Below are 24,371 nucleotides of genomic sequence, written 5' to 3'. Positions count from 1 at the left end.
GCGGGTCAGTCGAAGAGGGTGAGGGCGACTCCGTCGGCGATCTCGTCGGCGAAGACGGGGCGCTCCTCGATACCCAGCGCGTCCAGCAGGTCCACGGTGCGCACCCGGTGGCGTCGGCCGACCCGGACCGTCGCGCAGGGAAAGGCGTCCCGGGCGACGAGCCGGTACGCGGTGCCCAGGCACATGCCGAAGGCCCTGGCGGCCGTCCTCAGATCGACGCTGACGGGGAGGTTGAAGATTTCGCGAAAGGTGAGAGGCAGGTTCGGGCGGTCGGTCATCGGTTCCTCCCGGCTCGCCGCAGGGAGAGCGCCGCGACCTGGCGGCCCCGGCCCGAGTACCCGGTGCTGGTGGCTTCCTCGGCCAGGCCCCATGCCCGGGCCAGCGCACCGATCCGCACGCCTTCGACGCGGTGGGCGGGGACGGTGAACCGCAGCGTGGCGGAGAGTCCGGGCGGGTCGTAATCGGCGTACCACAGGCCCTTGTCGGCGGGCGGTCCGGTGCCGTCCGTGCCGTTCATGTCGTCGACGGCCGTCTCGGGGAGCGCCGCGCGCCACAGGGCCCAGGTGCGCGAACAGGCCGTGCGCAGGACATGTCCACCGGGGTCGGCGCGGTGCGCCGCCACCTCCGCCAGCCCTTCGAGATAGCAGGTGACCAGTTCGGCCTCGACGTCGTCTCGATCCGCCCGGAAGTTCCGGGTGATCTTGTACGCGGTGCTGCGGAGTCCGGGCAGGCCCAGCCACACCACCGCCGTGGGCCACTCGGACCGCTCGGCATCGAGACGCCCGCGCTCCGCGATCTGCCGCCACAGGGCGACACGCACATCCGGGTCCAGGTCGCGGTCATACAGCAGGGGACGGACGTGCTGGAGGGAAAGGGGAGCACCCGCCGCACCCGCCGCGTCCAGGGCACCCGCCGCGTCCATTGCGCTCGCCGCGTCCATCGCGTCGGGCAAGTGGAGTACGGGCGTGGGATTCAGGTCGGCGCATCGGCGCTCGATGGAGGTGAAGAGTCCTGGGTGAGGAGGAAGTGACATGGGTTTCTCCTGGTCAATCCGTCTGGCGGGCAGGGGACTTGGCCGCAGACCTGGCCGGGGACCTGGTGGGAGACTTGGTGGGGAACCTGGCGCGCCACTCCGTGAGCAGCCGGCCCGCGAGGCCCTTGCCCGGCAGGGAGTCCGGGCCACGTTCGACTGCCAGCAGCCAGCGGAAGAACCCGTGTTGCCGGGCGTTCGCCAGCTCGTCGAGGAGGGCGCCCAGGGCCGGATCGGGCTGCGGCGCGTCCTCCGCCTCAGCACACCAGGACAGGAGGACATCGCGCATGGACTCGTAGGTGGCCGGCTCGTCGAGGGCGTGGCCGGTCAGCTCGACGATGCCGGGGGCCGTCCCGGCGCCGGACCGGATTTCGCCGCTCCACCACGCGGGGTCCGCTTCCGCCATGGCCGGAAAGGCGAGGGCCGTCACCAGCCCGGGGACGCCGTCGGACCCGGCCCAGTCCCGCATCCGGCCCAGGATGCCGGTTCTCGTCCGGACGTCGCCCGACGCGAAGCGCTGGACCAGCACGTCCACCACGGTGGTGACGACGTCCGTGCCTCCTTCGTTGCCGTTCCAGCTCTCCATGAGGCGCTGGACGAGCCGCAGGGCCCGGTCGTCCGGCAACGAGCCGCGGTCGGAGCGGCAGGCGCGTCCCACCGCCGCGCGCAGTGGCGTGTGGTCCGCCACGCTCCACTCTTCGAGCAGACGGTCGGCGTGCGCCGCCGCCACGGGGTCGCGGAAGGCCGCGCCGAGACAGCGGGCGGCCACGTCGACGGCCGAGGGTCCCGGGGTTGAGGCCACGTGCGGCAGATGCTCCAGGGTCCGGCCGCCGGTCATCTCGGCCATGGCGGCGAGTGCCCGCCCCGCACGGTCGATCCGGTCGATTCCGGGGCCGGTACCGGCCAGCCAGGTGTGCAGTCGGGGCAGCAGGTCCGTGTGCTCGCGGCACAGGCACTCCCATACGGCATCACCCACGGCAGGCCAGAAGAAGGACACCGTGTCCATGGCGTCGGCCCCCGCCTGCCGCGCCCGGTGTGCTCCGAGGCCGCGCAAGGTGTCGGGCGAGGGCTGTTGAGGCGTCGCTCCCGCCGGCCGGCGGACGGAGTTGCCGTCCGGCCCTGGTGCGCCCAGGGGCCGCTCCCGTCCGGGATCGTCCGTGGGGGCCGTCAGTCTCAGCAGGTCCTCCGCCCGTTCCACGACCACACGGAGGTCGAGGCCGCCGTAGACGCTGAGGGCGAGCAGGTGCGCCTGAAGGACGGGATCGTGCTGTGCACGGGCGATGAGCGCCGGGGCCTCGGCCCGGGCGAGTGCCGCCAGCACCTCGGCACAGTCCGCGTCCTTGTGCCTCGCGACGGCTTCCGCGGCGAGTGCCGCCTGGCGGGGCGGCAGTTCTGCGGGGAGCAGCGCGGCGAGGCCGGGTCGTCCCAGGTTCCCCAACTTCCGCGCGCGTGTCGCCTCGTCCGGGCAGATGTCGGCGAGGTGGGCCGCGAAGACCGATCGGGGATCCGGCGGCCGGTGGAGCAGGACCGGTGTGCCCAGGCGGTCCTCAAGGGCGTTCGTCAGCCCGGGGGCATCGGTCAGCACGATGAGGAGGCGGGCGCCCGCCTCCGCCAGGGAGGCTTCCAGCCGGGTCAGATCCCAGGACCGCAGGGCGAACGGATCCGGTGGTTCCATCACCAGGTAGCCGTGCGCTCCGCGTGTCGGTGGCACCCACCGGGAGAGGTCGGCCGCCCCGTCGACCTGGATGAGAACGGGCTCCGGCCTGCCGTGGGCCAACAGGTTGAGCGCATGGGTCCTGCGGCCGGTGCCCGGGGCTCCGACGACCACGGCCACGCCGTTGTCGAGTGCCGCGAGGCCGTCCTCGAAACCCGGCGGCGGTACGAAGCGCCGCCTCGTCTCCGCCAGGTCCTTCGCGCGTACGGGGCCTTGGCGCATCGGCTTGGCGGCGGGGGCACCGGCCGCCACGGTGGACACGATCTGGCGTTGGTCTCCCGTCACCAGCCCGGTGTTTACGGTGCCGTTCGGCGCCACGACCACCAGCTCCCGGCCCGCCGCGAGGGCTGCCAAGAGCGCGTCGAGGTCGCCCGACCCGAGCGGCTCAGACGTCACCGTCGGCTCCGGGGATGAGGTGGGCCGAGCGCTCCACGGTGGTGATGTGCTGCCCGCCATGGACGATGCCGGTGTTGATGATCCCCCGCTCGGCGTTCAGCACGAGGGCGGGCGCGGGGGCAAGGCCAGGGGCGGGGGCCGGAGCGGGGGCGGGGGCAGGAGCGAGAGCTACCGCCGGCTCGTCGACGGCACCGGGCACCACACCCAGTTCACCGTCCGGTTGGGGCTCCGTCGGCCACGTACGACGAAAGGCGATCACATTTCCTACGTCATCGAACTCTTCTGCTCGCATGTTTTCCTTTCGGATCCAAAGAAACGCCCGAGGGATTCTCGCCCCCGGCGCGTCCCGTTCCGGACGACGTCAGATTCCCGGATTCCGGCGCCGCCCAGTGCTCCCGGAGAGCGCACGGAGAGTGGCGCCGATCACATACGCGTCGACGTATGAATCAGCGCGGAAAGCGCCCAGCGCACAAACGGATGGGCACGCCACCCAAAGGCGGCGTGCCCATCCGTCGATCCGTGTACGAGAGGTAAGAGCGGAGTTCAGATACTCATACCGGGAACCTCGCGGCCCAGCACGGCGATCCGATCGCGCAGAAGGTACGAGATCTCCTTCCGTTCCTGTTCGGTGAGGGTGCCGAGCAGCGTGGCCAGTTCCTCCTGCCAGTCGGTGCGCGGCGGACTGAGCAGGTCCTGATGGGCGACCGCCCAGTCGAGCACCTGGCGCACCTGGTCCGGGTGTCGCAGCAGCCACAGGGCGGCGAGGGAGACCGGTCCGGCGTGCAACGCCTGGAGGCAGAAGTCGTACTCGCCGCCACGGCTGGGCGTCCAGGAGTAGCGGACGCCCCTGCTGTCGTCCTGGCCGAGACGGAGTTCCTCGCCGGTCTCCCGGAGCCGTACGTCGAACACGCGGTAGCTGAGCCCGGTTTCCTCCACCCGCTGCGGCGTGCCTAGGTACTGCATGATCTCCGGGGCCCCGAGGCCGTTGCCCGCCATCACCTGGGCCTCGGCCAAATTCCGCAGGGTCGCCGTGAGATGGGTGCGGACCACATGCCAGCCGTGCACGGTCTGTGTGCGCACCACCCGTACGGGGTCGTACACCCACCAGGCCACCCATAGATCCACCGATTCGGTTCCGTACACCGTGGGCAGGCCGACGGCCCGGGTGTCCACGTGCTCGGTCATGTCCACGCGGTAGACGTCGGTGTAGGTGCCGCCGACGCCGGCCACGTCGGCCTCGTCGAGCAGCGGCGGGTAGGTACCCGTGTCGTCGGGGTCGCCGCGCCGGCCCCGGACGAAGTAGTCACCGGCCGCGTCCCGGAGCACGAGGGACCAGTCCCTCGGGGCCGACCAACGATGGCTGAGGATCTCCCGCCAGGGCGGTCGGCCCGTACGGAGGTACAGGGATTCGATGGGTTCGTCGTTCATGACGCCTTCCGCAGTTCACCGCTGCGCCAGCGATAGAGGGAATACAGTGCGACTTCACGCCCCGCCCAGCCATGGGTTTCCCCACGATCCATTTCCACGAAAAGCCGGAATTCGCCGTGTCGCATGGATTCCGCCAATGCGCTGAACAGATTCTCCACCGCCCGGGAGAGGATGCCGTCCCATCTCCCCCGGTCGGCCCACCGCAGCAATTCCCGGCAGGTCACGGCGAATGAGTTGTCCGAATTCAGTGCGCGGCGGATCAATTCGACGATCAGGAGGCCCTCGTCGGTGGCGTCGGCGAGATGTCGCTGAAGCCAGTTCGGGGAGCGCAGCAACTCGGCGAACACCACGAGCAGGTAGTCCGCGTGAATTCCGCTCCCGCCCCTACTCCCGCTCTCGCCCTCGCGTCCGCCCCCGCTTCCGGCCTCGCCGTCCCGCTCGTCCAGCCAGTCGACCAGGCGGCCGAACACCAATTCCTCGTTACCGGCCTCAAAGAGGGCCACGAACGCCGTCCGCACCGCCCGGTCCAGCGCCTCACGCAACTCGTCCGCTCCGTCGTGGCCCGTCATGCCCCGCATGAGGGTGCGCAGGAGCCGTAGTGCGAGATCGGGACGTGCCGCCCCGAACGACGCGCCGCACGCGTAGGCCACCGTGGTTCTGAGGCGAGGGCTGGCGGCCCGGCTCCACCGCTGGAGCCGGTAGCGCACCTCCGCGACCAGGACGGGATCCTGGGCCGCGACACTCAGGGCATGTGCCGCGATGACACGGCTCGTGGTGCGCTCGGACTCGGCCAGGATCTGGACATGGCGCAGTGCTTGGTGTCCGCCGCCCCAGATCGTCCCCCTCCCTATGACGAGTCCCGCCGACCGGACCAGATCAGGATCGGGGCGCACATCGCGCAGCCAGTCGGCCAGCAGTTCCGACAATTGCCCGTACTCGCGCCACACATGACGGAGCACGGCTTGGGCCTGTCGGTGTCTGACGAACACGACCGGTTCGACGCTGTGGACGTAGGTGCGTCCGGTGCGGATCTCTCGTGCCTGCCTGGTGGCGCCGACCGCGCCGAGCAGTGCGGTCAGGGAGCGCCGGAAGACGAAGTCCGGATTGGGCCGGCCGGTCTTTCCGTCGCCCTGGGCGTCCGTCGCGGGCAGCAGCGCGGCGAGGCGTCCCCCGGACAGTTCCAGCAGCCGGTCGGCCTCTTCCCGGACGATCCGGTGGTCGAGTCCCTCGTAGACGCAGGTGGACAGCAGAAAGGCGAGGGCGTCCGGCTCGTCGCGCACCTTCGCCACGAGGTCCGGTACCTCCTGTTCGACCCGGTGGCTCAGCCGGGCGCCCAGATCGCCGAGCGCCGCCGCGTCCCCGTCGGCCGACACCAGGGCGTCGACCAACTCGACCACTTCGGCCGGTACGAGTTCGGGCGCCAGCAGTCCGCCCAACTCATCGGGGCCGAGTGCGCCGAGCAGGCGTTCACGCTCGCGCTGATCCGGCACGACCGCCTCGTACCGACTGCCGAACACCCGGGAGGGCGAGGGCGGTTCGCAGATGACGGGGCGGACGTGGAGTTCCTGTTCGAGGAGACGGAGCAGGGATGTGTCGTCGGGCAGGACGATCACCATGCGGGCCCCCGCCTTGTCCAGCAGGGAACGCACATGGGCCAGGACACCGGGTCCCAGCGTCCCGGACGGAAGCAACCCGTCCATCAGATAGCCGCGTGCCGAGGCGTCCGCGGGCCGCCAGGTGTCCAGCTCGGTGGCGTCCACGGCCCACAGCGGTGCTCCGTCCCCGCAGCTCGCGCGCAGCAGGTTGAGCGCCGCCGTACGCCGCCCGGATCCCGGCCGTCCGGCCAGGAAGAGCATGCCCCGGTCCAGTTCGGCGACGGCTGCCGCGAACCATCCCGACTCCGCGAACCCGAAGACGGCGCACTCCACCTCCACGTCCGGGATCGGCCCCTCGCGGACCCGGGTCCGCGGGAACGACCCGGGCTCGCGGGCCGACCCGTTCTGCACCCGCTGCCCGCCGTGGACGGAGCCGGTGTTGACATTCGCGTACGGCGCCACCACAACCGGCCCCGAGACGTCCCCGAGGCCGGTGAGGGCATGGAGGAGTCCCGAGATGTCGGCGAGCCGTGCCCCGGAATGCGGGTCGTCCTCGGCCGATGCCTCAGCGGCCGACGCCTCGGGCAGTGAGCGGACCGCACCCGTGCCCGGATCCCCCGCCCCCGGACTCACCGCCGCCCCTGATACTTGTTCCCGCGCACCTGGTCCCCCTGGAACCCGCGGACCCGCCCGGCCTTGTTCCCTTCGACGTGGTCCCCGGCCACGTGATTGTTCGCGACGCTCTGCCCGCCATGGACGGTGCCCGTGTTGATGTTGCCGTTCGGAGCGCTGTTGCTGACCTGAGGACTCGGGGCGATGTCCGGCTCGGGCGCGGGACGTTCCTCGGCCGAGCGGGCTGGCGCCTCGACGCTCCCGTCGGCCTCGGCCGTCTCGTACAGCGGCCCCGACGGCTGGGGTACGTAGATCCACGCCTGCTGGGCGAACGGCTTGCCCTCGACCGTCGCGGCCACCTCCACGAAGTGGTCGGGATGGCGTCCCGTGTACCCGCTGGCGACCGCGTCCTCGTAGCAGCGCTGGGAGAGGATCGCCGCGAGATGCGTGATGTTCTCCTTGTGGGAGGCCAGTACGGCCTTCACCGGGCGGGAGTCGAGCAGGCGGTGGGTGTCGTTGCGGGCCGTGCCGTTGCCGCCGAACTCGTCGCCGGTGTCCGCCAGCGGGCCGATGTGCAGGCTGGCCCGGAGCCTGATGGGCAGCGCCCCGTGGGACAGGACGTTGTAGTCGGTCAGCACGTCCTGGAGCGTGAGCAGCAAGGGATGGATCACGAACGGCATCAGTGCCGGATCGAACCCGAACACGTATCCGTCGCCGGTCGTGTTGGGGAACGTACGGTCGTTCCAGAGATTCCGCAGGCCCGCCCTGGCGAACGCGGTCTCAAGGAGTTCGGGTACGGCACGGCTGATGGTCTCGTGCTCGATGGCCGGACGACCTGTGAACCCCTTGGCGTCCACGGCGAAGATGCCGCGATAGGCGGGCAGGGGACGACTGTGGATGTAGGGGGCCGCGCCTTCCCTGGGCAGTCCGTTGGTGGATTCACGCATGTGTCACTCCTCGGTGAAGCCCGCACGGCCCGTCATGGGCCGGGCGGGGACGATGGGGCACGGGGTTGCCGTGCCCTTCGAGCTTCACGGCGGGCGCGCGAGCGGTCCGCTCCGAGCGCGCACACGATGCGTGACCCAGGTCACATTTTTAGACCGTCCTTGTCGATCACGGTGATGCGGTTCTTCTGCGAGGCATCGACCACGTCCGGGCCGAGGCGGGCCAGAGCCTTGGTGACGGAACCCCGGCCCACGCCGATGTGCTGGGCCAGTTCGTCCCGGGTGACGGCGAAGGACAGGCTGCCCGAGACCTCGACCAGACGGAGCAGCGCCATGGCGAGCCGTTCGTGCACGGCTCCGTCGGAGACCTCGGTCTGTTCCAGCAGCCGACTGCTCGCCAGAGAGGCAAGGCGGTCCGCCAGCGCGTGCTCCTCGACCAGACGACGGAAGTCGCCGGCCGGGATGACACACACTTTGCATGTGCTCATGCTGCGCACATCGGCCATCCGGGGTCCCCCGTGCTGGAGGGCCATCTCCCCCACGATCTCCCCCGGACCTCGGAAGGCCAGCAGCCGCTCCCGCCCATCGCGGTCGACACGGACGACTTTCACCAACCCGTACGTCAGGGCGAGCACATGGGATCCCTCGGTCCCCTGCTGTAACAGGGTCTGATCCGAGGCACGGGTGAAGCACGGATAGCTCGTCAGCCCCACCCAGGCCTTCTCCGGCACCAGGTCCCGAAGGGTTGTCACATGGAAGGAATTGTCTTCACTCATGCGATCAAGCTAGGGGGTCAGGTTCCCGTACGACAGAGCGGTCCGCAGGACACTCCCGCCGGTGGGTGAATGCGGCCCGGAAGCCTTGCGCCGCCCCCGGCCGGGGTACCGGATGGCCATCGACGGGTACCCGGTGCCATCAACGCCCGAGCACACCGGCACGCTCACGGCCGCAGGCTGCTCACAATGTCCGCCGTAGCCGTCAACCCGCTGTGGATGGTGGGGGCCACGCTCGTGCCCGCGAGGGTGAAGCCGAGCAGGGCGCAGACCAGGGCGTGGGAGATCTTCAGCCCCCCGTTGCGCAGGAAGATCACCGCCAGGATCAGCAGCAGCACTGTCGCAGAGATGGAAATGGCCATGGTGAACCTCCTCCGCCACGTCCCGTTCGCGGCGTACGGCCGCAAGTGTGGCGTAGCGGAGGGTTTGTACGTGCGGCTGACCTGACCGCCGAACGTGTGGTGTTCGTGGCGGCGGCGCGGTTACGCGTGGGCGTCGAGGAACGCCTCCAGGCCGAGCAGGTCGTCGGTGTTGATGAAGTCCACGTCCGCCGCGAGCAGTTCGCCCCACAGGGCGTCCCGCGCGGGCCCGGCGAGGTCCGGCGTCGCCCAGAACCGGACCGTCTGGCGGCGCGCGTGGGCGGCGTCGACGATGGCCCGCAGCTTCTGCCGTTCGGCGGCAGGGAACGCGCCGACGCCCCGCCAGGTGAAGTTCAGGGTCCAGTTGTCGCTGATCAGGGGGACGAAGGAGGCCGGCGCGGAGCTGCCGAGGTCGGCGAGGCGGCCGTCGTAGAAGGCGCGGCGCTCGGTCTGCGCCTCCATCGGGACCCGGGCGGCCCGGTCGCCGGAGATCACGGCGGTGACGGCGCCGGGGCGCACCCGGCCCCGGCTGTAGGTCGTGAAGAGGTTCTTGTAGCGCTTCAGGTGGCGGTCGAGTTCGAGATAGGTCGACGCGCCCTCGGTCTTGATGTCGATGAGCAGTTGGAAGGAGGTGCGGTGACCGCGGTACACCCATCCGCGGTTGGCCTTGACGCGGGCCGCGAGGGTGTCGAGGTAGAGGGACTCCAGGGTGCGGGCCGGGTCGAGGTCCTCGGGGTCGTGGGCCACGAGGAGTTGGCCGCCGACGAGATAGATGTCGGCCTCGACGCTGCCGAAGCGGTGGTCGAGCGCGTCGAGCAGGGGGCGGGGGTGCTCGTAGTCGTTGTGGGCGTGGGCGCGCCACAGCGGGCGGGGGGAGCGCTGCTCGTTCTCGCCGGCGAGAGCGGTCGCGCCGGGGAGCGCGACCGAGCCCGCGAGGGCGACTCCGAAGGTGGTGAGGGCTCTGCGACGGGTGGTGAGGGCCATGCGACGAGGGGTGAGGGCCATGCGCTGCCTCCCTGGTGGGCCGGACGGAACCGCACAGGAGTATGCGGTGCCGAGGGCCCCAGGCGGCATACGGGGAGGGGGAGTTGGCTGGACCGCCGTCGAGTGTTCACTTCATCCGTGGCCCGCACACCGAGAAGCCCACCCCAGGTGGGACGGGCTTTCCCGCCACGTCGCTCTGGCCGGGGGTTGGTGTGGGTGGGTCCTTCTCTTCGGCTGTGGCTGGTTTCTTGAGGTGCCTGTTCTGGTGCCTGTTCTGGTGGGTGGTCTTGGGTGGTCTCCGGTGGTGTGTGGGCTGGGGGTTGTGCTGGGCTTCTTGCGGGGGAAGATCCCTGACCGACTGCGAGCGCGGTGGGCCCAGCCGGGTGGGAGTGTCCCCGGCCGGGCGTGAACCCATCGCCGTCAGAACCGGCGGATCACCCGCAGCGAGGCGGTGTACAGATCGCCCTTGACGCCTTCGGCGGGAACCGGCTGCTTGCCGTTGAGGATCGACTTCGCTCCGAGATCCCCCAGGGTCGGCCCGTTCGGCGTCTTGCGGCTGGAGACGAAGCGCAGACCGCCGTGCTGATCCTCCCCGACGTAGATGCCGGTGTGATCGACCACCCCGTCGGTGGTCTCGGGGTCGTCGGGCTCGGCGTCGGTGGCGTCGAAGAAGACCACGTCACCGATCCGCAGCGAGGCGAGCGACGGTGCCGCGCCGGTGGCCTGCGCCACCACCACGCCGGGGCCGGAGGCGGACTGGTTCTTCGCGGTGCGGGGCAGGTTGCGACCGTCGAAGTTCTGGGAGCCGACCATCGGGATGCCCAGGTGGTGGCCGTAGACCATCCGAACGAAGCCCGAGCAGTCGAGGTGGCCCTTGAACTGCGGCTCCGCGGCCACTGGACCTTCGCCGCTCGCGGGGAAGGTCCAGTCGAGCCCCATGTACTCGTGGAAGTCGGCGCCGATGAAGCGCAGTCCGGCGGCGTCCGGCTCGCTGTACCCGGATGTGCCGAGCACCTGGGCTCCCTGGAGCGCGGGGTCGGTCACGGCGGGGGCGAAGGGCCGGAACATCGAGGCATACGCGAGGGCGTCGGGGGAGGTGTCGCCCGCCCAGGCGCGGATCTGCTGCTCCAGGGCGGGGTCCCAACTGCCGTCGAAGGGCGCGGGCAGCACCCGTACCCAGGTGTCGTGGCTGATCACCGGCGGGTCGGTCCACTCGGCCGAGACCACGTCGAAGTCGTAGACGCGGGCCTCCAGGGGCACCGTGGCGCCGGAGGAGGCCAGCGCCCGGACGCCGAGGGTGCCGGAGCCGAAAACCTTGGCCGGGTCCTTCTCGGGGTCGCGCAGGATGTGGTGCCAGGTGGTCGGCTCCGGCGTGCTGTGCGACCAGGCGCGAGCGCGCAGCACGTCACCGGTCCTCTCCACCCGGACCCACCAGTGGTCGAAGGCGGCGAAGCCGGTGCCGACCGTGACGGCCGGGCTCAACGTGCTCGTGGCATTGGCCAGTTCCTTCTCCATCAGGAGCTGGACCTCGCCGGCCGGGGTGATGTTCAGCCGGGCCCGGTAGTGGTTGTTGACGTCCGTGGCCGCGAAGGTGAGGGCGAGCGAGACGGGTGCGCCGGTGGGCACCTTGTCGAAGGAGAAACGGGCGCGCGCGTCGATGTCCCCCACGGCCTTGTCGGGGAGCAGGGCATGGCGGCTGGCGTTGGCGGCGGTGAGGCGTATGGCGGCCCGGCCGCCTTCCAGGAAGTAGTCGGCGTCGGTGCCGTTGTGGGTGGACCACTTACCGCCGCCGGGGGAGGAGCCCCAGCCGGTCTGGCCAGTGGGGAGGGTCCGGGAGAAGGCGTCGGAGAACGGCTTCTTCTGCTCGGTGAACCAGCGCTTCGGTCCGCGCAGCGTGACCGTCCTCGCACCGGTGGTGAGGGTGGCGAGCACTCCCTGTCCGTCGGACACTTCCAGGAGGACGGGGGTGCCGGCGAGCGTACGGGTGGTCAGCGCCCCGGCCGGGTGGGCGCCGAAGTGCCACGGGTCGGTCGGGTCGAGCACCATCGGGAGCCGCCCGCCTGGCACCGTCGGCACGGCGGACGTCGCGGTCGTCGTGGCGGTCGTGGCGGTCGTGGTCGTCGCGGTCGGCGTGGCCGACGTGGCCGACGTGGCCGCGACGGCGGACGAGGCGAGCGGCAACGAACTTCCCGCCGCCACCCCCACGAGGGCGGCGAGAGCCGATCTGCGGCTCGGCTTGGACATGGATGCGGACATGCCGGTACCCCCGGTTGCAGCACTGATGATCAGACGAGGGGGACCCTATCGGCGCCTTCCGCTCAACCGTCACGGGCTCGTCGGAACGACACGGGGCGGGAGGACCGAGAGAACCGGGAGGACCGGCAGGACCGGCAGGACCGGCAGGACCGGCAGGACCGGCAGGACCGGCAGGACCGGGGAGGACGATCGGATCGCCGCGCCGCCCTCACCGGCTCGGGCCGGCTCTCCAGAACCCCACGGAGCGAAGCCTCGGGGCAGCAAAGGGGCCGAAGGCCTCAAGGACAAGGCACCAGGAGGGCCGGCCTCAAGGACAAGGACAAGGCGCCGGAAGAGCCAGCAGCGCGGCCAGCCGCTCCCTGTGCGCCCCCGCCGTCCCGTACGCGATCGAGTCCGCCTTGGCCCGCTTCAGGTACAGATGGGCCGGGTGCTCCCACGTCATGCCGATGCCGCCGTGCAACTGGAGGGCCTCCTCGGCCGCGTGGACGGCGACCCCGGCCGCGTACGCCTGGGCGACCGCGACGGTGATGTCCACGTCCTCGCCCGTGGCCAGCGCGTCCGCCGCCGCGCGGGACGCGGCCCGCAGATGGACGACCTCCAGCCACAGCTGCGCCAGCCGGTGCTTGAGCGCCTGGAAGCCGCCGACCGGCCGGTTGAACTGCTTGCGCTCCTTCAGATACCGGACCGTGTCGGTCAGCGCCCGGTCGGCCACGCCCAGTTGCTCGGCGGCCAGCAGCCCGGCCGCCGCCCGCAGGGCCCGTCGCACGGCCGGCCCGGCCTCCCCCAGTCGGCGCCCGCCGGACACCCCGTCGAGCACGACCGTGGCCAGCGGACGGGTCAGATCCAGCGCCACCTGCGGTACGACAGTGACGGCGGTGGCGGCGACCGCGTACAGCCCGCCGTCGTCGGCCGGCACGAGCAGCACATCGGCGACGACCGCGTCCGCGATGCCGGACAACTCCCCGCGCAGGGTGCCGTTCTCGACCCGTACGGTCCCGAAGGCGGCGTCGGGAGCGGTGTGCAGCCCCACGGCGAGCGCGCCGACCGACGTCCCGGACGCCAGCTCCGTCAGCAGGTCGTCGGCGCCGCACTCCAGCAGCGCCTCCGTGGCGACGACGGCACTGGTCAGATACGGCACGGGCGCGACCGCCCGGCCCAGTTCCTCCAGGACGACGGCGGCCTCCCGGTGCGTGGCGCCCTGTCCGTCCAGTTCCTCGGGGACGAGCAGACCCGCGAGGCCCATCTCGCCGGTCAGCGTCTTCCACAGCGCGAGGTCGTGCGGTGTGTCCGACGCGGTACGGGCGAGCACCGACGCCGTGTCGCAGCGGTCGGCGAGCAGATCCCGTACGGCCGCCCGCAGGGCCTCTTCCTCCTCCGAGTGGAGGAGGCCAGCGGGGCGAGGCTCGGTCATCGGGCGAGGTCCTTCCAGGCGACGTCCTTGTCGGTGCGCGGTTCGGCGGGCAGGCCCAGAACCCGCTCGGCGATGATGTTCAGCAGGATCTCGCTGGTCCCGCCCTCGATGCTGTTGCCCTTGGCGCGCAGATAGCGGTACCCGGCGTCGCGGCCGGTGAAGTCGACGAGTTCGGGGCGGCGCAGGGTCCAGTCGTCGTACAGCAGCCCCTCCTCGCCCCGGAGTTCCACCTCCAGGCCGCTGATCTCCTGATGGAGACGGGCGAAGGCGAGCTTCATGCCGGCGCCCTCCGGGCCGGGCTGGCCGGCGGCGAGCTGCTGGCGCAGCCGTTCGCCGGTGAGCCGGGCGACCTCGGCCTCGACCCACAGGGTCAGCAGCCGCTGGTGCAGATCGTGGGTGCGCAGTTCGGGGCGTTCGCGCCAGGTCCGCGCGAGAGGGCCGATCATGCCGCCCTCGCGGGGGAGCCGCATGCCGCCGATGGCGACCCGCTCGTTGTCGAGCGTGGTCCGGGCGACCCGCCAGCCGTCGCCGATCCCGCCGAGCCGCCGGGAGTCGGGGATCCGGACATCGGTCAGGAACACCTCGTTGAACTCGGCCTCCCCGGTGATCTGCCGCAGCGGGCGGACCTCCACCCCCGGGTCGGTCATGTCGCACAGGAAGTACGTGATGCCCCGGTGCTTGGGCACATCCGGGTCGGTACGGGCGATGAGGATGGCCCAGCGGGCGGAATGCGCGCTGGACGTCCACACCTTCTGCCCGTTGACCACCCAGTCGTCGCCCTCCCGGACGGCCCGGGTGCCGAGCGCCGCCAGATCGGAACCGGCCCCCGGCTCGCTGAACAGCTGGCACCACACCTCCTCCCCCACCCACAACGGCCGCAGATAACGCCGCTTCTGCTCCTCCGTGCCGTAGGTCAGGATCGTCGGCGCGGCCATGCCCAGGCCGATCCCGATGCGGCGCGGGTCGTTCTCGGGGGCGCCCGCGGCGGCCAGTTCGGCGTCCACGACCGCCTGGAGCGAACGCGAGACCCCCAGTCCGCCGAGCCCCTCGGGAAAGTGCACCCAGGCGAGCCCGGCATCGAACCGGGCCCTGAGGAAGTCGACCGGGGCGGTGGTGGCGGGTGGGTGGGCCTCCAGCAGGGCGGCGGTACGGCGACGCAGCCCGGCCGCGTTGACCATCCCGGGCGCGTTCACCGTCCCCGGCACGTTCACCGTCCCGGCCAAGTCGGTCGCGCCGACAACACCGGTCAGGCCCGTCACTTCAGCCCCGCCGGTCGCGCCCGTCCCGCCGATCACCTCCGACCCCTCGGTCATACAACCGTCCCCTTCCCGGACCCGGCCGATCCACCCGGCACCGCCACGACCGGTCCCGGCAGCACCACGACCCGCCCCGTCGTCACCCCGTCCGCGACCCGCTGCACCGCGTCCGCCGCGCCGTCGAGCCCCACCCGCTCGCTGATCAGCGGCTTTATGGCGCCCCGCGCGGCCAGTTCGGTGAGCTGCTCGTGGCAGTGCTGGATCAGCCCGGGGTTCTTGGTGTGGTACAGGCCCCAGTGCAGGCCCAGTATCGAGTAGTTCTTCACCAGGGCATGGTTGAGCGCCGGGCGCGGTACCACGCCGCCCGCGAAGCCGACGACCACGATCCGGCCCTCGAAGGCGACGACCTTGGTGGACTGCTCGTAAGCGGTGCCGCCCACGGGGTCGTAGATCACATCGGCGCCGTGCCCGTCCGTGGCGTCCTTGACGGCCGCTATCACGTCCGTGCCACGCCGGTCGATCACCACGTCGCAGCCCAAGTCCCGGGCGGCGGCGGCCTTGTCGGCACCGCCCACCACCCCGATGACCCTCGCCCCGGCCGCCTTGCCGAGCTGCACGGCGGCGCTGCCGACCCCTCCGGCGGCGGCGTGCACGAGCAGGGTCTCCCCGGCCGCCAGCTCCGCCCGGCGGTGCAGGCCGAACCAGCCGGTCTGGTAGCCGATGTGCAGCGCGGCGGCCTCGGCGTCGTCCAGCGCCCCGGGCGCGGGCAGCACGGCCGCGCTGTCCGCGACGGCGTACTCGGCGAAGCCGCCGAACGGCAGCGCCGGGGTGGCGAGGACCCGGCGCCCGTCCTCGGTCTCGCCGCAGATCTCCAGGCCCGGGGTGAACGGCAGGGGTGGACGCACCTGGTACTGGCCCCGACACAGCAGCGCGTCCGGGAAGTTGACGTTGGCGGCACGCACCCTGAGCAGCACCTGACCCTCGCCGGGCGTGGGCGGTGCCACGTCCGCCGACCGCATCACCTTGCTCGGCTCACCGTTCTCGTGCACCTGCCATGCCTGCATACGGGCCTCCAGCGGGACTGCTCGACGGTCGGACCGGAACGACCTCACCCGGCTTGTTCAGCTCACTCGACATCGCTCGAATCGACCGCCATACTAAGCGGTCGCTTGCCACCGGCGTAACCTCAGAACCCGGGGGAATCCCAGACCCAAGGGAATCCCAGCCCCAGAGGAATGTCCGACCCAAGGGAATGTCAGACCCAGGGGAACCCCAGGATCACTCCCCACCCTCCTCCGCACCCGCCCGCTTCGGCCGCGCCCGCACATGCATCCGCTCCCCCTGCGGCCCGAACAGGCTCAGGAACTCCGCCGGCCCCTCCCCCGTGGACCCGAACCAGTGCGGCACCCGCGTGTCGAACTCCGCCGCCTCCCCCGCCGCGAGCACCACATCGTGCTCCCCGAGCACCAGCCGCACCCGCCCCGAGAGCACATACAGCCACTCGTACCCCTCATGGGTACGCGGCTCCGGCTCCACCGCGCGGTGCGGCAGCAGCACCTTGAACGCCTGGAGCCCGCCCGGCTGCCGGGTGAGCGGGATGTACGTCCGGCCGTGCCGGTGGATCGGCTCGGCCCGTACCCGGGGATCACCCACCGCGGGCGCCCCGACCAGCTCGTCCAGCGGCACCTGGTGGGCCTGCGCGATCGGCAGCAGCAGCTCAAGGCTGGGCTTGCGCAGCCCGGACTCCAGCCGGGAGAGGGTGCTCACCGAGATGCCGGTGGCCTCGGACAGCGCGGCGAGCGTCACCTCCCGCTCCTTGCGCATCTGCCGCAGCCGCGGCCCGACTCCGGCCAGCACCTCTTCCGTACCCATGTCGCCATTGCAGGTTCGGCAAAGAGATTTGTCAATACCGCATCGGTTCGGCCACGGTCGGTCCCGGAGGTGGTCACCATGACCGAGAAGGCCGAGACAGCAGCCTCGATGGCCGGAACATTCAGTGAGCAGCCCTACGAAGTGATCGTCGTCGGTGGCGGCGCCGCCGGGCTGTCCGCCGCCCTCGTCCTGGGCCGCGCCCGGCGCCGCACCCTGGTGGTCGACGCGGGCGAACCCCGTAACGCCCCGTCCCCCCATATGCAGGGCTATCTGACCAGGGACGGCATGCCTCCGGCTCAGTTCCTGGCGCTGGGCCGTGCGGAGATCGCCCGGTACGAGGTGGTCGCACAGGTCCGGGACACGGCCGTGGACGTCGGCCGGGAGGACGGGCACGGGGACTTCACGGTCACCCTGGCGAGCGGGCGGACCGTGCGCGGACGCCGGCTGATCGTCACGACCGGGCTGCGGGACGAGTTGCCGCCGGTGCCGGGGCTGGCCGGGCGGTTCGGCGTGGATGTGCTGCACTGCCCGTACTGCCATGGCTGGGAGGTCCGCGACCGGGCGTTCGGCGTGCTGGCGACCAGCCCGCTGAGTGTGCACCAGGCACTGATGGTCACCCAGTGGTCCGGCGATGTGACCTTCTTCCTGCACACCGTGGACGAGGCGGAGCTGTCGGACCAGGATCTGCGCCGGCTCGCCGCGGCGGGCGTCAAGGTGGTGCCCGGCGAGGTGGCCGAGGTGCTGGTCGCGGACGACCGGCTGACCGGCGTCCGGCTCAAGGCCGGCACGGTCCACGCGCGCGAGGTGCTGTTCACCGCCCCGCGCGCGATCCCGCGGACCGGCCTCCTGGAAGGGCTCGGCGCCCAGCTCCAGGAGACCCCCTTCGGCACGTACCCCGTGGTGGACCCCAACGGACTCACCTCCGTGCCCGGTGTCTACGCCGCGGGCAACGCCATGGGCTTCGCCGAGCAGGTCCCGCACGCGGTCAGCGGCGGCTACCGAGTGGCGGCGGCCGTCAACGGGGAACTGCTGATGACGGACCTGGACGCGTCGACGGGCGAGTGACGGCCACCGATGACCGGCGGTGGCCAACGCCATCCACCGGGGGGGGACAACGGGTGACACCGGGCACCGGACACCGGACACCGCACGGCAACGGCGAACCGGACCCACCCACGCACGCCCCGCCCACACCCCCACCGCACGCCCCACCACACCCCCACCGCACGCCCCCACCAAGGTGTGCCCACCCCCACCCCGTTGCACCATGGCTGAATGCTCCTGACCCGTCTCGCCGAGGTGTCCCGGGAGGTCGCCGCCACCGCCGCGCGCTCCCGCAAGACCGCGCTGCTCGCGGAGCTGTTCCGGGAGACGGACGCCGAGGACGTGCCGATCGTCATCCCGTACCTCGCCGGACGGCTGCCGCAGGGACGACTCGGGGTCGGGTGGAAGCTGCTGGGCCGGCCGGTCCCGCCCGCCGCCGCGCCGACCCTGACCGTCCGCGAGGTGGACGCCCGTCTCACCGAGCTGGCCGAGGCCACCGGCCCCGGTTCGCGGGCGCGGCGGGCCGCCCTGGTGGAGGCGCTGATGGGCGCGGCGACGGAGGACGAGCAGCGGTTCCTGTTCGGGCTGATCACCGGGGAGGTGCGGCAGGGCGCGCTGGACGCGGCGGCGGTCGAGGGGCTGGCCGCGGCGACCGGCGCGCCGCCCGCCGACGTCCGGCGGGCGGTGATGCTGGCGGGCTCCCTGCAACCGGTCGCCCGCGCCCTGCTCACCGAGGGCCCGACCGCGCTGTACGGGTTCCGGCTCACCGTGGGCCGCCCGGTGCAGCCGATGCTCGCGCAGAGCGCCGCCTCGGTCGCCGAGGCCGTCGGCAGGCTGGGCGGGTGCGCGGTGGAGGAGAAGCTCGACGGCATCCGGGTCCAGGTGCACCGCGACGGCGGCACGGTCCGTCTCTACACCCGCACCCTGGACGACATCACCGACCGCCTCCCCGAGGTGACCTCCGCCGCCCTGGCCCTCCCCGGCACGCGGTTCGTGCTGGACGGCGAGGTCATCGCCCTCGGCCCCGACGGCCGCCCCCGCTCCTTCCAGGAGACCGCCTCCCGGGTCGGGTCCCGCGTGGACGTGGCGACGGCCGCCGGGCCGGTCCCGGTCTCGCCGGTCTTCTTCGACGTGCTCAGCGTCGACGACCGCGACCTGCTGGACCTGCCCTTCGCCGAACGCCACCGGGCGCTGGCCGCGCTGGTGCCGGAGCCGATGCGGGTCCGCCGGACCCTGGTGGGCGGCCCGGAGGAGACGCCCGCCGCCGAGGCGTTCCTCGCCGAGACCCTCGCGCGCGGCCACGAGGGCGTGGTCTGCAAGTCCCTCGACGCGCCCTACAGCGCGGGGCGGCGCGGCGCGGCCTGGCTCAAGGTCAAGCCCGTGCACACCCTGGACCTGGTGGTGCTGGCCGCCGAGTGGGGCCACGGCCGGCGCACCGGCAAGCTCTCCAACCTGCACCTGGGCGCCCGCGCGGCGGACGGCTCGTACACGATGCTCGGCAAGACGTTCAAAGGAATGACGGACGCCATGCTCACCTGGCAGACGGGGCGGCTCCAGGAGCTGGCCGTGCGGGACGACGGCTGGGGAGTCACCGTAAGGCCGGAACTGGTCGTGGAGATCGCGTACGACGGGCTCCAGCGCTCGACCCGGTATCCGGCCGGGGTCACGCTGCGGTTCGCCCGGGTGGTGCGGTATCGCGAGGACAAGCGCCCCGAGGAGGCGGACACCGTGGAGAGCCTGCTCGCGGCCCATCCGGAGGCCCGCGGATGACAGGGAAGCGCAGCGCGGGCCTGCTGCTGTATCGGCGGCACATCGGTCAGGGGCCCGAGGTGTTGCTGGGCCATATGGGCGGGCCGTTCTTCGCGCGGAAGGACGCGGGGGCGTGGACCGTGCCCAAGGGCGAGTACGGACCGGAGGAGGCCGCCTGGGACGCGGCCCGGCGTGAGTTCCGCGAGGAGCTGGGGCTGGCGCCGCCCGAGGGGGAGCCCGTACCGCTGGGTGAGGTGCGGCAGACCGGCGGGAAGGTCGTCACGGTGTGGGCGGTCGAGGCCGATCTGGACCCGGCGGCGGCGGTGCCGGGCACCTTCACGATGGAGTGGCCGCCCCGCTCGGGCCGTACGGAGGAGTTTCCCGAGCTGGACCGCGTGGCGTGGTTCCCCGTGGCGCGGGCCCATGAGCTGATCGTGAGGGCCCAGGCCACGTTTCTGGACCGCCTCGCACCACACCTGGGCTGACGAAACGGCCACACGTTGCGGTCGCTGGCACCGCGCGGGAAGGTCGTAGCACAGTCGCTCTTCAGGAGGTCGGCCATGCCCATCGCGACGGTGAACCCGGCGAACGGCGAGACGCTCAAGACGTACCAGGCCATGGGCGAGGAGGAGATCGAACGCCGGCTCCAGCTGGCCGCCGCGACCTTCCGCACCTACCGGGAGAGCGGTTTCGCCGACCGGGCGCGGCTGATGCGGCGGGCGGCCGAGCTGCTGGACGAGGACCGCGAGGACATCGCGCGGGTGATGACCACCGAGATGGGCAAGCCGGTCGCGCAGGCGCGGGCTGAGGCGGCGAAGTGCGCGAAGGCGATGCGCTGGTACGCGGAGCGCGCCGAGGCGCTGCTGGCCGACGAGGTGCCCGACGCCGCCGACGCCGAGGACTCCGGCGCCGCGGCCGTGCGGGTCCGCTACCGGCCGCTGGGGCCGGTGCTCGCGGTGATGCCGTGGAACTTCCCGCTGTGGCAGGTGATCCGGTTCGCCGCGCCCGCGCTGATGGCGGGCAACGTCGGCCTGCTCAAGCACGCCTCGAACGTCCCGCAGACCGCCCTGTACCTGGAGGATCTCTTCCACCGGGCGGGGCATCCGGAGGGCTGCTTCCAGACCCTGCTGATCGGCTCGGGCGCGGTGGACGACATCCTGCGCGACGAGCGGGTACGGGCGGCCACGCTCACCGGCAGCGAGCCGGCCGGGCGGGCGGTCGCCGCCACCTGCGGCGAGATGATCAAGAAGACGGTGCTGGAACTGGGCGGCAGCGACCCGTTCGTGGTGATGCCGTCGGCGGATCTGGACCGGGCGGCGCGGGTCGCGGTGACCGCGCGGGTGCAGAACAACGGGCAGTCGTGCATCGCCGCGAAGCGGTTCATCGTGCACACGGACGTCTACGACGCCTTCGCCGAGCGGTTCGCCGAGGGCATGCGGGCGCTGACCGTGGGCGACCCGATGGCGGAGGGCACCGACGTGGGGCCGCTGGCCACCGAGCAGGGCCGGGCCGACCTGGAGGAGCTGGTGGACGACGCCCGGCGCACCGGAGCGGCGGTCCTGTGCGGGGGTGAGCGTCCCGAGGGCGAGGGCTGGTACTACCCGCCGACCGTGCTGGCCGGCATCGACCGCGAGATGCGCATCCACCGCGAGGAGGCGTTCGGGCCGGTGGCGACCCTGTACCGGGCCGGTGACCTGGACGAGGCCGTCCTGATCGCCAATGACACGCCCTTCGGTCTGAGTTCCAACGTCTGGACCCGCGACGAGGCCGACGTCGAGCGGTTCGTCCGGGATCTGGAGGCCGGGGGCGTCTACGTCAACGGGATGACCGCCTCGCATCCGGCGTTCCCGTTCGGCGGGGTCAAGCGGTCCGGGTACGGGCGTGAGCTGTCCGGGCACGGAATCCGCGAGTTCTGCAACATCACCACCGTTTGGCACGGTCGGTGAGCACCGCGCGGTTACCATCCCGTTTGTGAACCGCGAAGTGACCCTGCCGCTGATCGTCGACGACCGCGGGACCTTGCAGGTGACCGCCGTCGATGTGAGCAAGCTGCTGCGCACCTTGGGCGGGCGGTGGCTGCGGCTGGTCGAGGCCGGGCAGGACGGGCTGGACGAGGACACCGTCGCCGCGCTGACGATCGAACTGGCCAAGCTCGCGGACCGTATCGATGTGGCCTGCATCGCGCACAGCAGCGGGCAGCGGGGGTAAGCCTTCCCGGGCGTTCACGGCGTTCCCGGGCGTGTCGCGGGAGCCGTTCCCCGAGACGGAGTAGTTCCGCGCGAGATCGCCGCGCCGAGGGGTGATCGTGGGGTCATCACCTCTGGTGAACCACCCTTCGGGTGGCCACCTTCTGACCGGGGGCGCATGCCTTCCGGACGGCGAAAGCAGGCACGGTTCATGGCGACTTTGTGCAGACCCACGGTGTCCGTTCCAGAGCACGTGATCACGATGGAGGAGACGCTGGAGCTGGCGCGCTCGCGCCACGCCGACCACCCCCAACTGCCGCTGGCGCTCCGGCTGATCGAGAACACCGGAGTACGCACCCGGCACATCGTGCAGCCGATCGAGGAGACCCTGAAGCACCCGGGGTTCGAGTACCGCAACAAGCTGTACGAGGCGGAGGCCAAGGCGCGGGTACCGGCGGTGGTGCAGCAGGCGCTGGACGACGCGGAGCTGCTCACCTCCGACATCGACGTGATCATCTACGTCTCGTGCACGGGCTTCATGATGCCCTCGCTCACGGCGTGGCTGATCAACGAGATGGACTTCGACAGCACCACCCGGCAGCTGCCGATAGCCCAGCTGGGCTGTGCGGCGGGCGGCGCCGCGATCAACCGGGCGCATGACTTCTGCACGGCCTACCCCGAGGCCAACGCGCTGATCGTGGCCTGCGAGTTCTGCTCGCTGTGCTACCAGCCCACCGACATCAGCATCGGTTCGCTGCTGTCCAACGGACTGTTCGGCGACGGGGTCGCCGCCGCCGTGGTGCGCGGCCAGGGCGGCACGGGCGTCCGGCTGGAGCGCAACGGCTCGTACCTGATCCCCAAGACCGAGGAGTGGATCATGTACGACGTCCGCTCCACGGGCTTCCACTTCCTGCTGGACAAGCGGGTGCCGGCCACCATGGAGCCGCTGGCACCGGCCCTTCAGGACCTCGCGGGGCTGCACGGCTGGGACGCGGCCGACCTGGACTTCTACATAGTCCACGCGGGCGGCCCGCGCATTCTCGACGACCTCAGCAAGTTCCTCCAGGTCGACCCGCACGCCTTCCGGTTCAGCCGGGCGACGCTCACCGAGTACGGCAACATCGCCAGCGCGGTCGTCCTGGACGCCCTGCGCAGGCTGTTCGACGAGGGCGGCGCGGAACACCGGGCGCGCGGACTGCTGGCCGGGTTCGGGCCCGGCATCACCGCGGAGATGAGCCTCGGCCGCTGGCACGGCTCCAACGGAAACGGCGTGAGATGACGGAAGAGACGACCGAAGAGACGATCACCGAGACCGCACCCCCCGTACGGCCCTGGCCCGCCCTCGATCTGACCGGGGTCGACTTCGACCCGGTGCTGCGCGAGCTGATGAACGAGGGCCCGGTCACCCGGATCCAGCTGCCCAACGGCGAGGGCTGGGCCTGGCTGGTCACCCGGTACGACGACGTACGGATGGTGACCAACGACCCGCGCTTCAGCCGGGAGGCGGTGATGGACCGGCCGGTCACCCGGCTCGCCCCGCACTTCATCCCGGCCCGGGGCGCGGTCGGCTTCCTCGACCCGCCCGATCACACCCGGCTGCGCCGCTCGGTGGCGCCCGCGTTCACCTCGCGCGGGGTGGAGCGGGTGCGGGAGAGGTCCCGCCGGATGCTGGACGAGATGATCGACGGCCTGCTGCGCGAGGGCCCGCCCGCGGATCTGACCGCGACGGTGCTCAGCCCGTTCCCCATCGCGGTGATCTGCGAGCTGATGGGTGTCCCGGCGGCCGACCGGCACGGCATGCACACCTGGACCCAGCTGATCCTGTCCTCGTCGCACGGCGCCGATGTCAGCGAGCGGGCCAAGCAGGAGATGGGCGCCTACTTCGCCGATCTCATCGGCTCGCGCGAGGACAGCACCGGTGAGGACGTCACCTCGCTGCTCGGCGCCGCGGTGGGCCGGGACGACGTGACGCTCCAGGAGGCCGTGGGGCTCGCGGTGCTGCTCCAGATCGGCGGCGAGGCGGTCACCAACAACAGCGGGCAGCTGTTCTACATCCTGCTGACCCGCCCGGAGCTGGCCGAACGGCTGCGCGCCGAGCCGGAGATCCGCCCGACCGCCATCGATGAGCTGCTGCGCTACATCCCGCACCGCAGTGCGGTGGGTCTGTCGCGCATCGCGACGCAGGACGTGGAGATCCGTGGTCACACCGTCCGCGCGGGCGACGCCATCTATGTCTCCTACCTCGCCGCCAACCGCGACCCGGAGGTCTTCCCCGACCCGGAGACCATCGACTTCGGCCGCTCCCCCAACCCGCATGTCGCCTTCGGCTTCGGCCCGCACTTCTGCCCCGGCGCCATGCTGGGCCGGCTGGAGTCGGAGCTGCTGGTCGACGCCCTGCTGGACCGGCTGCCCAGGCTGCGACTCGCCGTCGCGCCGCGGGATGTGCCGTTCAAGAAGGGCGCGCTCATCCGTGGGCCCGAGGCCCTGCCCGTCGCCTGGTGAGCGGCCGATGACCGCGACCGAGGGGCTGCTGGTACCGCCCGGCCACGGCCGGGTGGTCCAGACGCCCGCCCAGCATGTGACCTTCAAGGTCACCGGCTCGCACTCCCGCACGGCCTCCACCTTCGAGGTGCTGGTCCCGCCGGGTTTCGACGGGGGGGGCCGCGGCCCCCCCCCCCCCGCGGAGCGGGTCTACGTCCAGGAGGGGGAGGTGGTCGTCCTCGCCGTCGAGCCCCCGAACCCCACCCCCCACCCCAAGCCCC

22 protein-coding genes and 1 pseudogene are annotated in these 24,371 nt (G+C 71.8%); 8 read left to right on the top strand and 15 right to left on the bottom strand.

Going from position 1 to position 24,371, the window contains the following annotated elements:
* Positions 1-5 precede the first annotated feature (5 nt).
* From ACFXAZ_RS32205 to ACFXAZ_RS32135, 15 genes are all read right to left on the bottom strand, one after another.
* Positions 6-278, bottom strand: coding sequence for a DNA-binding protein (locus tag ACFXAZ_RS32205; RefSeq protein ID WP_384598332.1), 273 nt, complete (start codon positions 276-278; stop codon positions 6-8).
* The gene (locus ACFXAZ_RS32200; RefSeq protein WP_384598330.1) at positions 275-1,033 is read right to left on the bottom strand and encodes a hypothetical protein; all 759 of its coding nucleotides are present in this window, start codon (positions 1,031-1,033) and stop codon (positions 275-277) included. Before ACFXAZ_RS32200 ends, ACFXAZ_RS32205 begins: the two co-directional genes overlap by 4 nt.
* A 13-nt stretch (positions 1,034-1,046) precedes the next feature.
* On the bottom strand, positions 1,047-3,140 hold the full coding sequence (locus ACFXAZ_RS32195; RefSeq protein ID WP_384598329.1) for a hypothetical protein: 2,094 nt from the start codon (positions 3,138-3,140) through the stop codon (positions 1,047-1,049).
* Entirely contained in the window at positions 3,130-3,432 is a 303-nt protein-coding gene (locus tag ACFXAZ_RS32190) for a hypothetical protein (protein WP_384598327.1), read from the bottom strand. Before ACFXAZ_RS32190 ends, ACFXAZ_RS32195 begins: the two co-directional genes overlap by 11 nt.
* A 251-nt stretch (positions 3,433-3,683) precedes the next feature.
* Positions 3,684-4,568 carry a hypothetical protein gene (locus tag ACFXAZ_RS32185; RefSeq protein WP_384598325.1) on the bottom strand — a complete coding sequence of 295 codons (885 nt, stop codon included), beginning with the start codon at positions 4,566-4,568 and terminating at the stop codon, positions 3,684-3,686.
* The gene (locus ACFXAZ_RS32180) at positions 4,565-6,796 is read right to left on the bottom strand and encodes a hypothetical protein (protein WP_384598323.1); all 2,232 of its coding nucleotides are present in this window, start codon (positions 6,794-6,796) and stop codon (positions 4,565-4,567) included. Before ACFXAZ_RS32180 ends, ACFXAZ_RS32185 begins: the two co-directional genes overlap by 4 nt.
* On the bottom strand, positions 6,793-7,722 hold the full coding sequence (locus tag ACFXAZ_RS32175) for a hypothetical protein (RefSeq protein ID WP_384598321.1): 930 nt from the start codon (positions 7,720-7,722) through the stop codon (positions 6,793-6,795). Before ACFXAZ_RS32175 ends, ACFXAZ_RS32180 begins: the two co-directional genes overlap by 4 nt.
* A gap of 140 nt (positions 7,723-7,862) precedes the next feature.
* Positions 7,863-8,495, bottom strand: coding sequence for a Crp/Fnr family transcriptional regulator (locus ACFXAZ_RS32170; protein ID WP_384598319.1), 633 nt, complete (start codon positions 8,493-8,495; stop codon positions 7,863-7,865).
* Positions 8,496-8,659: 164 nt separating this feature from the next.
* Positions 8,660-8,854: a hypothetical protein gene (locus tag ACFXAZ_RS32165; protein WP_384598317.1), complete on the bottom strand. Its 195-nt coding sequence runs from the start codon at positions 8,852-8,854 to the stop codon at positions 8,660-8,662.
* A 120-nt stretch (positions 8,855-8,974) separates the two neighbouring features.
* Positions 8,975-9,835 (bottom strand): phosphatidylinositol-specific phospholipase C/glycerophosphodiester phosphodiesterase family protein, encoded by an 861-nt coding sequence (locus tag ACFXAZ_RS32160; protein ID WP_384598350.1) that lies wholly within the window; start codon positions 9,833-9,835, stop codon positions 8,975-8,977.
* 420 nt (positions 9,836-10,255) lie between these two features.
* Positions 10,256-12,091, bottom strand: a complete 1,836-nt coding sequence (locus tag ACFXAZ_RS32155) for a C40 family peptidase (protein WP_384598315.1) — start codon at positions 12,089-12,091, stop codon at positions 10,256-10,258.
* A gap of 307 nt (positions 12,092-12,398) precedes the next feature.
* Entirely contained in the window at positions 12,399-13,502 is a 1,104-nt protein-coding gene (locus tag ACFXAZ_RS32150; RefSeq protein ID WP_384598313.1) for an acyl-CoA dehydrogenase family protein, read from the bottom strand.
* Complete coding sequence (locus ACFXAZ_RS32145) at positions 13,499-14,680, bottom strand: acyl-CoA dehydrogenase family protein (protein ID WP_384598348.1); 1,182 nt, start codon at positions 14,678-14,680, stop codon at positions 13,499-13,501. The genes ACFXAZ_RS32150 and ACFXAZ_RS32145 overlap by 4 nt, the downstream gene beginning before the upstream one ends.
* 131 nt (positions 14,681-14,811) lie before the next feature.
* Complete coding sequence (locus ACFXAZ_RS32140; protein ID WP_384598311.1) at positions 14,812-15,822, bottom strand: NADPH:quinone oxidoreductase family protein; 1,011 nt, start codon at positions 15,820-15,822, stop codon at positions 14,812-14,814.
* Between the two features lie 214 nt (positions 15,823-16,036).
* Complete coding sequence (locus ACFXAZ_RS32135) at positions 16,037-16,630, bottom strand: helix-turn-helix domain-containing protein (RefSeq protein ID WP_384598309.1); 594 nt, start codon at positions 16,628-16,630, stop codon at positions 16,037-16,039.
* Positions 16,631-16,708: 78 nt separating this feature from the next.
* Here ACFXAZ_RS32135 and ACFXAZ_RS32130 point away from each other — a divergent pair, with 78 nt between their 5' ends.
* From ACFXAZ_RS32130 to ACFXAZ_RS32095, 8 genes and pseudogenes are all read left to right on the top strand, one after another.
* Positions 16,709-17,695 (top strand): NAD(P)/FAD-dependent oxidoreductase, encoded by a 987-nt coding sequence (locus ACFXAZ_RS32130; RefSeq protein WP_384598307.1) that lies wholly within the window; start codon positions 16,709-16,711, stop codon positions 17,693-17,695.
* A 210-nt stretch (positions 17,696-17,905) separates the two neighbouring features.
* Positions 17,906-19,444 (top strand): ATP-dependent DNA ligase, encoded by a 1,539-nt coding sequence (locus tag ACFXAZ_RS32125; RefSeq protein ID WP_384598305.1) that lies wholly within the window; start codon positions 17,906-17,908, stop codon positions 19,442-19,444.
* Entirely contained in the window at positions 19,441-19,908 is a 468-nt protein-coding gene (locus ACFXAZ_RS32120) for an NUDIX domain-containing protein (protein ID WP_384598303.1), read from the top strand. Before ACFXAZ_RS32125 ends, ACFXAZ_RS32120 begins: the two co-directional genes overlap by 4 nt.
* A 75-nt stretch (positions 19,909-19,983) precedes the next feature.
* The gene (locus tag ACFXAZ_RS32115; protein ID WP_384598301.1) at positions 19,984-21,369 is read left to right on the top strand and encodes an NADP-dependent succinic semialdehyde dehydrogenase; all 1,386 of its coding nucleotides are present in this window, start codon (positions 19,984-19,986) and stop codon (positions 21,367-21,369) included.
* Between the two features lie 25 nt (positions 21,370-21,394).
* On the top strand, positions 21,395-21,631 hold the full coding sequence (locus tag ACFXAZ_RS32110) for a DUF6213 family protein (RefSeq protein ID WP_384598299.1): 237 nt from the start codon (positions 21,395-21,397) through the stop codon (positions 21,629-21,631).
* 156 nt (positions 21,632-21,787) lie between these two features.
* Entirely contained in the window at positions 21,788-22,888 is a 1,101-nt protein-coding gene (locus ACFXAZ_RS32105) for a type III polyketide synthase (RefSeq protein ID WP_384598297.1), read from the top strand.
* Positions 22,885-24,111, top strand: a complete 1,227-nt coding sequence (locus tag ACFXAZ_RS32100) for a cytochrome P450 (RefSeq protein WP_384598295.1) — start codon at positions 22,885-22,887, stop codon at positions 24,109-24,111. The genes ACFXAZ_RS32105 and ACFXAZ_RS32100 overlap by 4 nt, the downstream gene beginning before the upstream one ends.
* Positions 24,112-24,118: 7 nt before the next feature.
* Positions 24,119-24,371, top strand: a pseudogene (locus tag ACFXAZ_RS32095) (cupin); the annotation flags it as partial.

Origin of the sequence: Streptomyces sp. NPDC059477 (genome assembly GCF_042749375.1) — a bacterium.
In the GTDB taxonomy this organism is placed as follows: domain Bacteria; phylum Actinomycetota; class Actinomycetes; order Streptomycetales; family Streptomycetaceae; genus Streptomyces.
This window is presented reverse-complemented; position numbering and strand designations above follow the sequence as displayed.